General features: G+C 60.8%; 14 protein-coding genes. 4 read left to right on the plus strand and 10 right to left on the minus strand.

The genetic code is table 11. The features are described from left to right. The 3 genes from J2Y63_RS34675 to J2Y63_RS34685 all read left to right on the plus strand — a co-directional run. On the plus strand, positions 1 to 786 hold a 786-nt coding region (locus J2Y63_RS34675), incomplete at its 5' end, for an FAD-dependent monooxygenase (RefSeq protein ID WP_435269735.1). Then, entirely contained in the window at positions 783 to 2,009 is a 1,227-nt protein-coding gene (locus tag J2Y63_RS34680; protein WP_435269736.1) for an MFS transporter, read from the plus strand. The genes J2Y63_RS34675 and J2Y63_RS34680, both read left to right, overlap by 4 nt. Before the next feature lie 236 nt (positions 2,010 to 2,245). Then, positions 2,246 to 3,220 (plus strand): patatin-like phospholipase family protein, encoded by a 975-nt coding sequence (locus J2Y63_RS34685; protein ID WP_435269737.1) that lies wholly within the window; start codon positions 2,246 to 2,248, stop codon positions 3,218 to 3,220. 108 nt (positions 3,221 to 3,328) lie between these two features. Here J2Y63_RS34685 and J2Y63_RS34690 read toward each other — a convergent pair whose 3' ends face one another. Then, positions 3,329 to 4,249 (minus strand): SDR family NAD(P)-dependent oxidoreductase, encoded by a 921-nt coding sequence (locus tag J2Y63_RS34690; RefSeq protein WP_435269738.1) that lies wholly within the window; start codon positions 4,247 to 4,249, stop codon positions 3,329 to 3,331. A 416-nt stretch (positions 4,250 to 4,665) separates the two neighbouring features. Here J2Y63_RS34690 and J2Y63_RS34695 point away from each other — a divergent pair, with 416 nt between their 5' ends. Beyond that, positions 4,666 to 7,908 carry a PAS domain S-box protein gene (locus J2Y63_RS34695; RefSeq protein WP_435269739.1) on the plus strand — a complete coding sequence of 1,081 codons (3,243 nt, stop codon included), beginning with the start codon at positions 4,666 to 4,668 and terminating at the stop codon, positions 7,906 to 7,908. Positions 7,909 to 8,207: 299 nt separating this feature from the next. Here J2Y63_RS34695 and J2Y63_RS34700 read toward each other — a convergent pair whose 3' ends face one another. From J2Y63_RS34700 to J2Y63_RS34740, 9 genes are all read right to left on the minus strand, one after another. After that, positions 8,208 to 8,474: a hypothetical protein gene (locus J2Y63_RS34700; RefSeq protein ID WP_306040684.1), complete on the minus strand. Its 267-nt coding sequence runs from the start codon at positions 8,472 to 8,474 to the stop codon at positions 8,208 to 8,210. Continuing rightward, positions 8,452 to 8,664, minus strand: a complete 213-nt coding sequence (ccoS, locus tag J2Y63_RS34705; RefSeq protein ID WP_435269740.1) for a cbb3-type cytochrome oxidase assembly protein CcoS — start codon at positions 8,662 to 8,664, stop codon at positions 8,452 to 8,454. Before ccoS ends, J2Y63_RS34700 begins: the two co-directional genes overlap by 23 nt. Then, positions 8,661 to 10,904: a heavy metal translocating P-type ATPase gene (locus J2Y63_RS34710; RefSeq protein WP_435269741.1), complete on the minus strand. Its 2,244-nt coding sequence runs from the start codon at positions 10,902 to 10,904 to the stop codon at positions 8,661 to 8,663. Before J2Y63_RS34710 ends, ccoS begins: the two co-directional genes overlap by 4 nt. A gap of 5 nt (positions 10,905 to 10,909) precedes the next feature. Further along, positions 10,910 to 11,716 carry a DUF2189 domain-containing protein gene (locus tag J2Y63_RS34715; protein WP_435269742.1) on the minus strand — a complete coding sequence of 269 codons (807 nt, stop codon included), beginning with the start codon at positions 11,714 to 11,716 and terminating at the stop codon, positions 10,910 to 10,912. Between the two features lie 15 nt (positions 11,717 to 11,731). Further along, on the minus strand, positions 11,732 to 11,929 hold the full coding sequence (locus J2Y63_RS34720; RefSeq protein WP_435269743.1) for a hypothetical protein: 198 nt from the start codon (positions 11,927 to 11,929) through the stop codon (positions 11,732 to 11,734). Next, positions 11,930 to 12,811, minus strand: a complete 882-nt coding sequence (ccoP, locus tag J2Y63_RS34725) for a cytochrome-c oxidase, cbb3-type subunit III (protein WP_435269744.1) — start codon at positions 12,809 to 12,811, stop codon at positions 11,930 to 11,932. After that, on the minus strand, positions 12,802 to 12,972 hold the full coding sequence (locus J2Y63_RS34730; RefSeq protein WP_312414975.1) for a cbb3-type cytochrome c oxidase subunit 3: 171 nt from the start codon (positions 12,970 to 12,972) through the stop codon (positions 12,802 to 12,804). The genes ccoP and J2Y63_RS34730 overlap by 10 nt, the downstream gene beginning before the upstream one ends. A gap of 9 nt (positions 12,973 to 12,981) precedes the next feature. Next, entirely contained in the window at positions 12,982 to 13,734 is a 753-nt protein-coding gene (gene ccoO, locus J2Y63_RS34735) for a cytochrome-c oxidase, cbb3-type subunit II (protein WP_435269745.1), read from the minus strand. A 3-nt stretch (positions 13,735 to 13,737) separates the two neighbouring features. Next, a partial coding sequence (locus J2Y63_RS34740) for a cbb3-type cytochrome c oxidase subunit I (protein ID WP_435269746.1) occupies positions 13,738 to 14,229 on the minus strand: 492 nt, incomplete at its 5' end.

The raw sequence follows: 14,229 nt of genomic DNA on the forward strand, positions 1-14,229 counted from the left end.
GAAAAGCTGATCGTCGAGCGGACGGGCCGCAACGAGGTGAAGGTCCACGACGTCAGTTGGGCATCGGCCTACGCTATGAACGCCCGACTAGCCGATAGATACAGGGTCGATCGCGTATTCTTGGTGGGCGACGCTGCTCATATCCATCCGCCCACCGGCGGCCAGGGTCTCAATACAAGCGTTCAAGATGCCTACAATCTCGGCTGGAAGCTCGCGGCCGCGCTTTGTGGAGCCGGCGATGAACTTCTCGACACCTACGAGGCCGAGCGCCGTCCTGTGGCGGAGGAGGTTCTGGGTCTGTCAAGTCGACTGCTCGAAGCGGGAACGCATGGCGAAATTCGTCGCGGGCGCGAGGTGCAGCAGCTCGACATCGGATATTCGCAATCGCCTCTCGCGTTACGCGCCGCAAGCCGCAACAGCGGTGTGCAGGCGGGCGATCGCGCACCGGACGCGCCCATAAAGGGTGCAGGGGGACAGCCTTCGCGGCTCTTCCGGTTGTTCATCGGGCCGCATTGGACGCTGCTCGTGAACGGACAACAGAGTGTCGCATCCCGACGGGGACTGCATATCCATCGTACCGGTCAGCGGGGGGACGTCATCGATGCATTCGGTTGTGTCCGCGACGCCTACGGGTTAGCGCCTGATGAGTGCGTACTGATCCGGCCTGACGGATATGTGGCGGCGATTCTGATCCTTAATGCAGTGGGAACGGCGGGACTCGAAACCTATCTCGACCGCGTAGGCCTGCCGTCATGCGGGACGCAATACGGGAGGGGCGGACTATGACCAGCGGACTGCCATCTGAAACTGCTTCGGCAAAACCGCTCGACTGGCGCATCATCCTTCCAGTCTTCGCAATCGTCTGTACCCACGCTGCAGGCACCGCTGCGGTCCTGCCCGTCCTGCCCTTTCATATCCGCGCGATGGGTGGCTCGCCCCTTGTTCTTGGAATTGTCATCGCCGCCGAGGCGGTTGGCCAGTTTGCCTCTGCTCCAGCGCTTGGGCAGCTCTCGGATCGCTTCGGCCGCAAGCACGTCCTGCTGACGAGCCAATTCGTTGCAGCGCTCAGCCTTTTGCTCCTCGCAGTCGCACCGAGTGTAGCGTTCATCCTCATCGCTCGTGCGCTGTTCGGGCTGACAGCGGGCAACATCTCTGTCACCGCGGCCTATATTGCTGATCATACCGATGTCGGAAACCGCAGGCGGGCCATGGGCATCCTGATGGGGGGTGCGGGTCTGGGCGGCATTGTCGGCGCAGGGCTTTCAGGTGTCCTGTCCGACACGTCGTTGACGGCGCCTGTCCTTGCCGCGCTGGGACTGGTGGCCACCTCTATCGTCGTTACATCTCTTAGCCTGTACGGCGGCCGGCCGATGAAGTCTAGGACGGCAAAACCTCAGGAGCGAAAAATTTCGTTTCGCGCAATCCTCTCGTCACCTGTCGTGCGTGCTCTCGTCATCGTCATGCTCTGCCACTTCTTTGCCTATGGAACGTACATCTCGCAAATGCCGGTATTCCTGGGCGAGACGTTTGTGTGGAACGAACATGCGTTCGGCGCAAAGGAACTGAGCTATCTCATTATGACGGACGGCGCCGTCAACGTCTTTGCCCAGCTCTTCCTCCTCAGTTGGCTTGGCAAACATCTCACCGAACGCAATCTGATTCTCCTGATTTTCCTCCTGATCTCGGTGGGCTTCCTCACCGCTGGTTTCGCAAGCAGCATACCCGTGCTTCTTGTTGCTGTTTTGTGTGTCAGCACTGGCGATGCCCTTGCAAAGCCGACTTACCTCGCGGCGCTGTCTATCAATGTTCCTTCCGAACGGCAGGGCGTGGTTCTGGGTGCAGCGCAGTCCCTGGTCGCGGTGGCGGATATCATCGCACCTGTCCTGAGTGGGTTTATACTGGGATATGCGCTCTACAGCCTATGGATCGGGACCGCGGTAGCTGTGGCGGTTGCCGGAGCCGTTATCGCGGCAACGCGGCTTCCGCGGCACGGCGGCGCTGAGGCATGATAACGCGTCGGGTGCCATTGCTTATCAGGGGTTGGTCAGGCGAGATCGCTCGTTGTGTCCTCGTTTCGCTCGTCATGAGCGGGTGTGCAGCACCCCGCCCGCCCTATTCCGCATCGGAAGCCGCCCGAGCACAGATCCTCGGCTTCGAAAACATACGAGCACATGTCGATGACCCGCGACCTCCGAAATACGCTCACGACCTATGGCGGCCGGTCACCGGCAAGGGCAAACCGGCGATGCTGGCCATATCGGGCGGTGGCGCTGGCGGAGCTTTCGCGGTCGGAATTCTATCCGCCTGGAGCGAACTTGGTACCCGACCAACGTTCCAGGTGGTAACCGGCGTGAGCACTGGAGCACTCATCGCGCCATTTGCGTTTCTTGGCTCCGAATACGACCAGCGACTACGAAGCTTTTATCTTTCCGACCAAGCCCGCAGACTGGTTGACATCAACTGGACAGGGCTTGGTGTTTTCTCCGCGAGCCTTCTTCATGGAGACGCACTCCGTGAGATGGTCGAAGAAAACGTCACGCCCGAGATTTTGAGAAGGATCGCTCTAGAACACCGTGCAGGCCGCCGACTTCTCGTGATGACCACGAACCTCGACACACAGCGTGCGGTCGTCTGGAATATAGGAGCGATCGCCAACAGCGGAAGGCCGGAGGCACTCGCTCTTGTTCGCCAGATATTGATCGCTTCGGCGAGCGTCCCAGGCATCTTTCCGCCTGTTTCGATCAACACGATGGTTGACGGCAAGGTCATCGAGGAAATGCACTCGGACGGCGGCAGCTCGGCGCAGTTTTTCACTTTGCCCGAACATTTGATTGTCGCACCAGACCATACCGGCGAAGAGAACCTGCACATCTATGTCATCATTAACAATGCGCTCATCCCGGAATTTTCGATGTCACCTGGAAAGGCGCTGCCGATTATCGCTCGAGCATATGCTATCCTCCTCAAATCGCAGACGAAGCAAGGCTTGATCGCACTTTACAATTTCGCACGAAGAACGGGCATCGATCTCGATATTGCGGCGATCGATCAGCAGGTGCCCTATTCCATGTCAGACCCGCTGAACGAAGCCTATATGCGAACGGTATATCGCATCGGTTACAAGAAGGCACACGCTGGGTCACTCTGGAATCAGCGCCCGCGATTTATGATCTCTTACCCTGCGACTTGCCATGACATGAGATGTCGAGCGTCTTATTGAGCCCGCGTGATGTCTGAGCAGTCGATCAGCGATGACGCCTTTTCAACAGTGACCGAAATCTCGCGCGCCCAGACCCGAAGAGAAGATTCCAACCGAGGTAGCAATGCGTTACTTGGCGTCTTCCCGGCGCATGCGCTCGCGAATGCCTCCGTTGACTTCGAGGCCATCCTGCATCGGCTGAAAAATCGCACCCTGGTTCGGCGCGCGCGGCGACGCCCTGTCGGACTCCTTTTTCGCAATATCGGCAGACATTCGCTCGGTGAGGTCGGGCATCAGATGATGCGATATGTTGGAGGCCTTTGCCTTCCAACCGACCGGCTGTTCTTCCTTCGGATTTAGGCATGCTGCGACAATCGCATCGATGACGATCTCCGGATCATCCATCAGCGCCATGCGCGGCTCGTGTCCAGTATAGTTTGCTGCATGCGTCCACCAAGGAGTATCGACCGCCCAAGGCATTATGGTTCCGACCTTAATATCATGCTCCCCGGCCAGCCTCAGCTCTTCGTTCAAGGATCGGCTTAGGCTGAGAACCCCGGCCTTGGTGGCTGCGTAGGTGTTCTGCAGCCCCAGCGGTACTTCGCTGTCAATCGACCCCGTGTTAATGAGGGTTCCGTGGCCCTGACTACGGAACTGACGTAGAGCCACATGCGCACCGTAAACAAGGCCTTTCAAGTTAACATCGATCAGACGGGAGTGGTCGTCGATCGGGATGTCCCAGAAGAACCCGATGGCCCCGACGCCGACATTGTTCACCCACACATCGATGCGGCCGAACCTATCGACGGCAGCCTTGCCGATCTCTCCCACCTGGTGAGCGTCGCTAACATCGGCTTCGACGGCTGTTGCCGCGCCGCCAACAGCTTTGATTTCCCGGACGATGTCATCGAGAACGTTCTTGCGACGGGCAGCAAGCACCACGTTAGCCCCTTGGGCTGCAAGTTTAATAGCAGCCCCTCGGCCAAAGCCACTCGAGGCGCCGGCGATGACAACCACGAGGTCTTCAAGGGTGTCCGGTCGAGTCGACATGATCTTCTCCATTTTGTAGGCGCCAACGATAAGCGTCTCTGCGTGAGAATGTTCCGTCGGATGCGCATCTGCCCCGCGCTTCCGATGCAACAAAAAGCGGTGCTTCAAGCCGAAGATATCGACTTCCCAGCCGGTGGGGGCGAGTTCGCTTTCGTGATGTGTGCGATATCACTCAGCTCCTCGCGGCAGCCGCCGGCCCGCGAAGCTACGACGACATCCTTCCGTTGACGTTACATGGTCATTCTCAAGGCAATGCGACGGGGTGCCTGAGGTCCGTGCCACCGTCGAGATTCCTCCGAAGACAGAATTGATCCGGTCTCGACCAGTATGGCCCAGCATGTTTCGGCCCAGCGATTTCCAAATTCGCATATCCGGCCAAATCTGCTATGTGCCGGGCTCGAAAGGATGCCAGGCCTATGAACGACCTAACAAAAAGACGGATCAGCCCGAAAGCTACCGGTTTTGCAACCTACGTCGACAAGGTCGACTGGAGTTTCACGGCCGTCGGGCCGAGGATAGAGTGGCCGCCGGTTCTGGAACAGGCCCTCAATGTGGTTTTGAGCGCTGGCGTCCCGATGGCAGTCTTATGGGGACGCGATGGCGTGATGCTGTATAACGAGTGTTATGCGGATTTCGCCGGACAGCGGCATTCGGATCTTCTAGGCCGTCCGATTTCCGAAGCGTGGCCGGAGCTAGCTGACTTTAACACGCGCGTGCTCAAAATTGTGCTCGGTGGTCGCACCTTGTCATTCCGCGACCGGCACGCCGTTATTGAACGAAACGGTGAACTCCAAGATGTCTGGCTCAATCTCGATTTCAGCCCCCTTCGCGACGCCGATGGCGTACCGCTCGGCGTACTGGCGATCCTCAAGGAGACAACTCACCGCGTTCGGATAGAACAGCGACTGGCGATCGCACAGGACGCAGGTGGCGTTGGCACGTTCGAGTGGTACCCGGAGACGGGGGAACTCGATGTGTCCGATGAATATAGGAAGATCTGGGGGCTGGGACCTGAAACGAATGTGACCGACACGCTCCTTGTCAGTCTACTTCATCCTGACGATCGCAATGTCTCCGGCCCCGCACGCCTCGGCCAGGCCAACCCGCTCGAATACGCGGAATATCGTCGGGTCGACGAAGCCACCGGTGACATTTGCTGGATTGCACGGCGTGGACAGGTCGTGTCCAGCGAGCGGACCGGCAAACGACGTTTCGTCGGCATCGTTTTCGACATCACCGCCCGCAAGCAGGCGGAGGTCACGCTTCAGCAAAGTGAAGAACGTTGGCGAGGACTGTTCGAACAGATGCATGAAGGGTTCTTCACGGGCGAAGTCGTGCGCAACGATGCCGGCAAGATCGTCGACTTCGTTTTCGTCGACATCAATCCGGCATTCGAACGGCAGACGGGCCTTATAGCCGCGGAGACGATCGGCAAACCGATCACCGAGGCAATCCCTGGCATACAGCCCGAATTGATCGCAGCCTATGGCGACGTCGTCGAAACTGGATCGGCGCGCCAGCTGGAAGTGCTTGTGCCCGCGCTCGGGAACCGCTGGTATGAGGCCCATGCTCGCAAGGTCAGCCCCGAGCGCTTTGCCGTGCTGTTCCTTGATATCACGACGCGCAAGGCCGCTGAGGAACGGACGCGGCAGAGCGAGGAGCGCTTTCGCACCCTCTCGCAGTCGATGCCCAATCATGTCTGGACCGCCGGCGCTGACGGACTACTCGACTGGTTTAACGACCGAGTCCTTGCATACAGTGGCTTGACGACAACGGAACTCAGCGGAGTTGGCTGGGCCGGCATGGTCCATCCGGATGATATCGGTGCCGCAACGGACGCATGGGACACCGCAAGAAAATTGCCCGGTACCTACGAGACCGAGTTTCGCTTGCGTCGCCATGATGGCATCTACCGGTGGCATATCGCGCGCGCCGTGCCCGTCCTTGGCGCAAGCGGCGGGGTCGTTCACTGGATCGGCACCAACACCGATATCGATGATCAGAAGAAGGCAGAAGCTTCGCTGGCGGATAATGCGGCCTATCTCGAGTCAAGAGTCCAGGAAAGAACCGCGCAACTGTTCGAGATGCAGAAAGCTTTGCAGCAGTCGCAAAAAATGGAGACGATTGGTAAGCTCACCGGGGGCGTAGCTCACGACTTCAACAATCTTCTCCAGGTCGTCGCTGGAAATCTCAATCTGCTTGCGAAAGATGTCATTGGCAACGAGAAGGCGGAGCGCAGGATCGCCAACGCGCTCGCAGGCGTGAACCGCGGTGCCAAGCTATCGAGCCAGTTGCTGGCCTTCGCCCGCAGGCAGCCGTTGGAGCCTAAGGTCGTCCATCTCGGCAAACTTCTCACCGGCATGGACGATCTCCTGCGGCGGTCTATCGGCGAAATGATCGAGGTGGAGACGATCGTGTCCGGCGGCCTATGGAACACCAGCGTCGATCCGACGCAGCTCGAAAACGCGGTCCTTAATCTCGCGATCAATGCCCGCGATGCTATGCCTGAACCAGGCAAGTTGACGATCGAGGTGGGGAACGCCTTCCTGGACGAGGTATATGCGAGCAGTCATGTTGAAGTGACGCCCGGCCAATACGTGATGGTGGCCGTCACGGATACCGGCTCAGGAATGCCGCCCGAAATCATTGAACAGGTATTCGAACCGTTCTTCTCAACCAAGGGCGAAGCAAAGGGTACCGGGCTCGGCCTCTCAATGGTTTATGGCTTCGTCAAGCAGTCCAACGGTCATGTGAAGATCTACAGCGAAGTCGGGCAGGGCACGACGGTGAAGCTCTACTTGCCGCGCGATTCCGCATCCGAAGATGTGGAGGTGCGGCAAGATTTCGGCCCGGCAGTCGGGGGGACAGAGACGGTGCTTGTCGTAGAAGACGATGATAACGTTCGCGACATCGCAATCGATCTCATTGCTGATCTCGGGTATCGCGTCCTCAAAGCATCCGAGGCTCAGAGCGCGCTGGCGATTATCGAAAGTGGAATTTCCATTGACTTACTGTTCACTGACGTGGTCATGCCGGGAAGCTTGACGAGCCCGGAACTCGCAAGAAAAGCGAAGCAGCGACTTCCCGATCTCGCCGTGCTGTTTACCTCCGGATACACCGAAAATTCCATCGTTCATCATGGTCGTCTTGATCCTGGTGTTGAACTTTTATCTAAGCCATACACGCGTGAAGCGCTGGCGCGAAAACTCCGCCAGGTGCTGGGAAATCAGAAGCAGCAGGAGGTGATTCAGCCGCAAGCGGAGGTCGCGGCCTTGGCGGAAAGCCATCCAGCGCCAGCTATTAAGGTTCTCGTCGTCGAAGATGACGCGCTGATCCGAATGGATATGGTCGAGATACTCACCTCCGCTGGGCTTGACGTCGTCGAGGCGGGCAGCGGCGAGGACGCTGTCAGATTGATGGGGCAGCAGACAATTGATGTGCTCGTGACGGATCTTGGCTTGCCGGGGATGAACGGAGCGAAACTTGCCAGAACGGCGCGAGAGATGTCGCCGCGTATCGGTCTGATCATAGCAACTGGCCAGACGGATTTACCTGATGGCCTTCCCGCGGAGGCGCGTCTGTTATCGAAACCATTCAGTCCTCAGGAGTTGGAGACCGCAGTGGCCATAACTACACGGGCCGCCGGTTCACCGACATAAACATGACGCGTATTTCGGTCAGCGCGCATTTGTGGCATCTCCTACACCACTCGGATGCCTTAACGCGGCGAGTGACGCGTTCAGAACAGGCCTAAGGTAAGGAGATGCTGCAGCCGTGGTTTTGGGGGGCGGTTGTGGGTAATTCGGACTGAGACGCTCTACGAACGTATCCGCGAGATGAAAAGCGACGCATCAGCCGAAGAGCGATGAAAGTTGAGATTTCCGAGTACCTCTCTCCAAAGCGGGCTCAATATACGGATATTTGGCGAGCACGATCAATGTAGAAGCTCAAAAGCGCTTCATCGCGGCGTTCCGCGCGCTACGGAGAAGACTGCTCCAATCATGCCCCCCGTCACAATGCCAGCAGAACCACCCGCAAGGCCGCCAATCACGCAGTAAAGTAGCGTCGCGGCATGGATTTGGGGTGACACGACGATAGCGGCTATAACACCCACTGCCGCACCGACTACGCCGAGCACAAAACCTAGACCGGTTACGGCATCAGACGGATCAACGACAATGTGCTCGTTGCTCTCTTCAAGCTCAGGACGGTCTTCGTTTGCCATCTTGTTCTCCATCCTTTGTCACAGGTTGCCGCGGGTCAGTTGCATCGTCATCGTCGCTGTCGAGCAGAATCCTGACGGCCGCTCCATCCAGATCCTCATATTGACGGGTACGCAGAGACCACAGGAACGCGAGCAGCCCACCGATACCCATGATGATCGAAAGTGGAACGAGAACGCTCATGGCCGTCATGCGCTCGCCTCCGCGGTCAGTGTAGCTGTCGCCGCGCTAGATTCCGGGGTGCATGCGAGGCGCAGCGCATTGGCGACCACGATGAGGGAAGACGAGGACATCGCAAGGGCTGCGATGAGCGGCGTCACATGTCCGCTAAACGCAACGGGCAGGCTGATGATGTTATAGGCCGCAGCAAGAGCGAGATTCTGCCGGATAAGCCCGTTCGCCCTCGCCACGCTGTCGAACACATCCGTCACCACGCGAAGATCGTTGCCGAGAAAAACGAAATCCGCGGCGCTGCGGCCGACGTCGCTAGCGGACGTGGGCGCCATGGATGCGTCCGCGGCGCGCAATGCCGGTGCGTCGTTGATCCCGTCGCCGATCATCAGGACCCGCCGCCCGGCCGCCTGCATGTCCTTTATGGCGCGAACCTTCTCGGCGGGCAGGAGCCCGGCGCGTCGGTCGACTATCCCAAGTGCGCCGGCGATCTTCTCGACGGCGTCGAGACCATCGCCGGAAAGCAGGACGACGTCGAAGCCCCGGTCCTTGAGCGTGCGGACAAGATCTCGCGCGCCGCGACGGATATCCTCGCCGAAGTGGAAATGCGCAAGAGCCTCACCGTTTTTCGAAAGCACCGTCGTTGCCGACGTATCCTGTGCCGATAGCGCCCATTCCGGCCGGCCAAGCCGGTAAAGATCGTCTCCGAGGCGACCTTCCAGCCCCATCCCCGCCTCTTCCCGGATAGCGGCGAAGGCGGGCGGAGCGTGCGTGGAGACAGTCGCGGCGGCAATCGCGCAGGCCACCGGATGGCTGGAACTGCGCGCCAGCGCGGCGGCGAGCCCGAGCGCTTCGGGAGCGATCCCGGCGAGGTTGGCCAAGCGCGGCGTCCCGGTCGTCAGCGTTCCCGTCTTGTCGAAGACGACGGTGTCGATCTCACACAGGCGTTCGAAAGCGGAGCCGTCGGTCGCCATCACACCGCGCTCGAAGAGGCGGCGGGCGAGCACGACCTGGACTATGGGGACGGCGAGCCCGAGTGCGCAGGGGCAGGTGATAATGAGAACGGCGACGGAGACGGTGAGGGCGGTATGCAGATTGCCTGTCACGAGGAACCAGGCGACAAAGGCGAGGGCGGCGAGGCTGTGGACGACTGGAGCGTAAAGGCCGGCGGCGCGGTCGGCGAGCCGGCGGAAGCGCGAGCGGCCGTTCTCGGCCGCCTCGATCATTCGCGTCATCTCGGCGACGGTGGAATCCGCCGGGGCGGCGGTGGCGCGAAGCACGAAGGGGTTTCCAAGGTTCAGTTCGCCCGCGCGCACGCTCTCTCCGGCGCGGACGCTGCGCCAAAGGCTCTCGCCGGTGATGGGGGCGGCGTCGAGCTCGGCGCTACCGTCCTCAACCACACCGTCGGTCGGCACACGCTCACCGGTCGCAATGGCGAGGCGCATTCCGGCCTTAATTTCTGCCAGCTCCACGTAGTCCAACCGACCATTAGGCTGCACTACGCTCGCGCCGCGCGGTATGAGCCGCGTTAGAGCAGCGATGGCGGAGCGCGCCTTCCGTCGCATTGCATGGTCGAGCACGCGGCCGATCAGGAGAACGAAAATCAGCGACGTGGCGGCCTCGAAATATGCATGGGGAGCGTCAATGATGGTGTCGTAGAGACTGAGCGCGAAAGTGAGGAGGATGCCGACCGATATCGGTACGTCCATATTGGTTCGGCGATGAGAAAGCGCCTGCCAGGCGGAGCGATAAAAGCCAGCGCCGGAATAGAAAACCGCCGGCAGCGCAAGCAAGGCCGAGACCGCATGGAACGTCTGCCGTGTCGCTGCGTCCGCACCCGCCCAGACGGAAACGGACAAAAGCATGATGTTCATGGAACAGAAGCCGGCGACGGCGAGCGCACGCACCAGTCCGGCAAGAACCTTATCCTCGCCGTCGATCTCGGCTGTCGGAAGGTGGGCCTGGTATCCGATGGCCGCCAGTGCTCCGAGAAGGTCCGGCGCGGTTTTTCGGTGTCGCCTCCAGTCGATCGTGACGCGGCGCAGCGAGAGGTTGGCGCGCGCGCGCTCCACGCCGGGAACCTCGACCAGGGCGGCCTCCACCGCGCCGATGCAGGCAGCGCAATGCATGGCGGGGATCGAGAACACGCTCTGCCGTAGGCCGTTGCCGAGATCCCTACTCGCAATCGCCATTTCGTCGGCGGAGCAGCCGGTGCGCGACAGCGAGATATCCAGTCCGATCTCGGCCGAACAGCAGGACATGGCGGCTACCGCATCTCTTTGTAGGCGTGCCAGGTGGCGTGCCCGAGCCAGGGGAAGACCACGATCAGGCCGAGAAGCCCGGTCGCGACAGAGAGGAGGAACAGACCGAGCACGATAGCGCCCCAGGCCAGCATCGGGGCGAGGTTGTTCCACACCAGCGCCGTGCTGACGCCCATCGCCGTTAAGGCGTCGATCCGCCGGTCGAGCAGCATGGGAATGGAGAAGACGCTGACAGCGAAGGCGAACCCGGCAAAGAGCGCGCCGATCAGGCTGCCGACGATCAGCATTGCCCAACCGGTCGGTGTGGTGAAGAGCATCTCGGCGATGTGGTCGAGCCCGGGGAAGGGGCGGACGCCGAAGAACAGCGCATAGACCAGAACGGCCGCGCGCATCCACAGGAGCATCAGCATGGCCAGCAGCATGCCGGTAAAAAATACCTGCGCGCCTGCCATCGGCTGCACGGCGAGCATGGAGCGCAGCGTCGGCCGTACGCCGGCCTCCAGGTCGCGGCTCTTGAGATAGAGGCCGGCCGCGACGAGCGGGCCGACGATCAGAAAGCCTGCCAGTGCCGGGAATAAGAAATAATCCCGTCCGGTATCGAACATGTAGACAATGAAGACGATCGAGGCGAGGAAGACGGCGAGACCGTAGAGGAGGCTCGGCATGGGGTTCCTCCACAGGTCACGCCAACCGCTGGCGAGCCACTGCACGGGCGCCCGTGCGGAAAGGTGGCGCTTCCAGCGCTCGTTGCGCGTCTCCTCGATATCCGATACCTCGGATATGAGTTCGGGTGCCTGTTGCCTTGCGACCATCTCACCGTCTCCCCGTCAGCATGCGGACTTGGCCGCGCGATATCCGCCCGGCGTTCCGCTCTTGTCTTTCAGATGCGCTATGCATCCCGGCTCGCTGGATACGGCGACGTAGACGAGATGGGCATTGGCGCCCACGAATACGATCATCGCCGCCGCTGTCAAAATCCAGAGGAGATGAAGCCGTCTTGCGGGGGCGGGCGCAGCATTCATCATTTATGGTGTCCTCTTCCCGAGATCGTCGACATAGAGCGCCAGAACCTTGATCTCGACCGGCGTCAGCCGCTCGTCCCAGGTCGGCATATGGCCCTGCCGACCGCCGTGGATGGTCGCGATGATCCGCTGCAGACTGCCGCCATAGATCCACCTGTTGTCCGTGAGGTTGGGCGCGCCGAGTTCTGGATTGCCCTTGGCGTTCTCGCCATGGCAGGCGACGCAGGTCGTCTGGAAGACCTCGCGCCCACGGTCGATCTGGTCGACGTTCTCGGCGGTGGAAACGGCGGGGTCGCTTAGCGAACTGACATAGGTGGCAACGTCCACGACCTGCTTGGCGTCGAGCATCTCGTCGCGCCCGAAGGCGGGCATCTGGCCGACGCGACTTTCTGTGTGACGCGAATTGACGCCCACCGTCAGGGTCTGGGCGACGGCCTCAGGCCCGCCGCCCCAAATCCAGTCGTCGTCTGTGAGATCGGGATAGTTCTCTCGACCCTTTCCATCCCGGCCGTGGCAGGCGGCGCAATTGTCGCCGAAGAGCTGGTGGCCGTTGGCGCGCACCGTTTCCATCAGCCGCTCGTCGGCGCGGATCTCGTCAAAGGACAGGTTCTCGATGTGAGAGGTCCACGGCGTCCGCGCGCCTGCACCCTCCTTGATCGATGCTTCTACGGTGGTCTTCTGGTTCTCGCCGAGAACGCCCTTGGTGTAGGTCCTGCCGAGCGGCCAGGTGGGCATCAGCACCCACCAGAGGACGGCAAAGATGTGCGTGACGATCAGGAAGAGCAGCACGCCGCGCGGGATGGGCGTGTCGAGTTCCCGGATGCCGTTCCAGATATGGCCGGTCGTCTTGCGGCCGCTGACGGGGTCGACCTCTTTTACTTCCATGGGGCATCGTCCTCGTCGAAGATATCCCGCTCAGCCCGTTCAAAGCGCTCCCGGTTGGAGGGCAGGAAGGTGTAGATCAGCACGCAGATCGAAAAACCGATCAGGTAGAAGAGTCCCCACATCTTCGAGCCTTCGAGCAGTGTCTCATGGGTCAACGCCATCTCGTCACCTCAATTGTCCGGGTCGGGCATCTGTTCGGGTGCGGCGGTGTTCTCGTAGGCCGCGCGGGTGAGCTGGCCAAGCACCTGGAGATAGGCGACGAGCGCGTCCATCTCCGTCACGTTGGTCGTCACGCCGTCGAAGGCCGAGACCTGCGTCGCCTCGCCGTATCGCTCCGTCACGCCCGACGACTGGTCGCTGTCGGGTATGGCCTGGCCATAGGCGTCGCGCGCGGCGTTCTCGATCATCTCGTCAGTATAGGGCACGCCTACGGCGCGCTGCGCGCGAAGTGCGAGCGGCAGGTCGGCGAGCTTCAGCGGGGCCGTTCCCAGCCAACGGTAGGAGGGCATGTTGGATTCCGGCACCACGTCGCGCGGATTGTTCAAATGGGCGACGTGCCAGAAATCCGAATATTTGCCGCCGATGCGGGCAAGGTCAGGGCCGGTGCGCTTCGATCCCCACAGCATTGGATGGTCGTACTGGGATTCGACGGCCAGCGAATAGGGGCCGTAGCGTTCCACTTCGTCGCGCAGGGTGCGGATCATCTGCGAATGGCAGGCATAACACCCCTCGCGCACGTAGATGTCCCGTCCGGCCAGTTCCAGCGGCGTATAGAGCCGCATATCCGAAACGGTCTCGACCGTATCGTCGATGGTGAAGAGCGGGGCGATCTCGACGATGCCGCCGACGCTGGCGGCGGCGATGATGGCCAGCATGAAGCCCGTTGCGGAGCGTTCCAGTTTCCTGTGCATCAGTTCCGGCATCGGCTACTCCGCAGGCGTGGGGGTTGCGCCACCGATCGGCCGCTCGTCGACGGGCAGATCCTCATCGAGGGGAAGCGCCGCGGTGGCGGGGCTACGCACGGTCATCCAGATGTTATAGGCCGCGACGATCGCTCCGATGAGGAAGAGAAGGCCGCCGAAGGCGCGCGCGATATAGTACGGATACATTGCCAGCAGCGTATCCACGAAGGAATAGACGAGCGTGTTGTCAGGGGAATAGGTGCGCCACATGAGGCCCTGGATAATGCCGGAATTCCACATTGCGAAGACGTAGATGAGCGTCCCGGCCAGCGCGAGCCAGAAGTGCACCTCGACCAGAACCGCCGAATACATCCGCTCGCGCTTCCAGACTGCGGGAACCAGCGTATAGAGCGAGCCGAAAGTGATCATCGCGACCCAGCCGAGCGCGCCAGCGTGAACGTGGCCAACCGTCCAGTCGGTATAGTGAGAAAGGGCGTTGACCGGGCGAATTGCCAT

This window comes from Shinella sp. BE166 (assembly GCF_051201095.1).
Classification (GTDB): domain Bacteria; phylum Pseudomonadota; class Alphaproteobacteria; order Rhizobiales; family Rhizobiaceae; genus Shinella; species Shinella lacus.

Coding starts and splice junctions, on each gene's coding strand:
- J2Y63_RS34680 (WP_435269736.1), top strand. CDS start 783: ATGACCAGCGGACTGCCATCTGAAACTGCTTCGGCAAAACCGCTCGAC.
- J2Y63_RS34685 (WP_435269737.1), top strand. CDS start 2,246: ATGCTGGCCATATCGGGCGGTGGCGCTGGCGGAGCTTTCGCGGTCGGA.
- J2Y63_RS34690 (WP_435269738.1), bottom strand. CDS start 4,249: ATGTCGACTCGACCGGACACCCTTGAAGACCTCGTGGTTGTCATCGCC.
- J2Y63_RS34695 (WP_435269739.1), top strand. CDS start 4,666: ATGAACGACCTAACAAAAAGACGGATCAGCCCGAAAGCTACCGGTTTT.
- J2Y63_RS34700 (WP_306040684.1), bottom strand. CDS start 8,474: ATGGCAAACGAAGACCGTCCTGAGCTTGAAGAGAGCAACGAGCACATT.
- ccoS (WP_435269740.1), bottom strand. CDS start 8,664: ATGACGGCCATGAGCGTTCTCGTTCCACTTTCGATCATCATGGGTATC.
- J2Y63_RS34710 (WP_435269741.1), bottom strand. CDS start 10,904: ATGTCCTGCTGTTCGGCCGAGATCGGACTGGATATCTCGCTGTCGCGC.
- J2Y63_RS34715 (WP_435269742.1), bottom strand. CDS start 11,716: ATGGTCGCAAGGCAACAGGCACCCGAACTCATATCCGAGGTATCGGAT.
- J2Y63_RS34720 (WP_435269743.1), bottom strand. CDS start 11,929: ATGATGAATGCTGCGCCCGCCCCCGCAAGACGGCTTCATCTCCTCTGG.
- ccoP (WP_435269744.1), bottom strand. CDS start 12,811: ATGGAAGTAAAAGAGGTCGACCCCGTCAGCGGCCGCAAGACGACCGGC.
- J2Y63_RS34730 (WP_312414975.1), bottom strand. CDS start 12,972: ATGGCGTTGACCCATGAGACACTGCTCGAAGGCTCGAAGATGTGGGGA.
- ccoO (WP_435269745.1), bottom strand. CDS start 13,734: ATGCCGGAACTGATGCACAGGAAACTGGAACGCTCCGCAACGGGCTTC.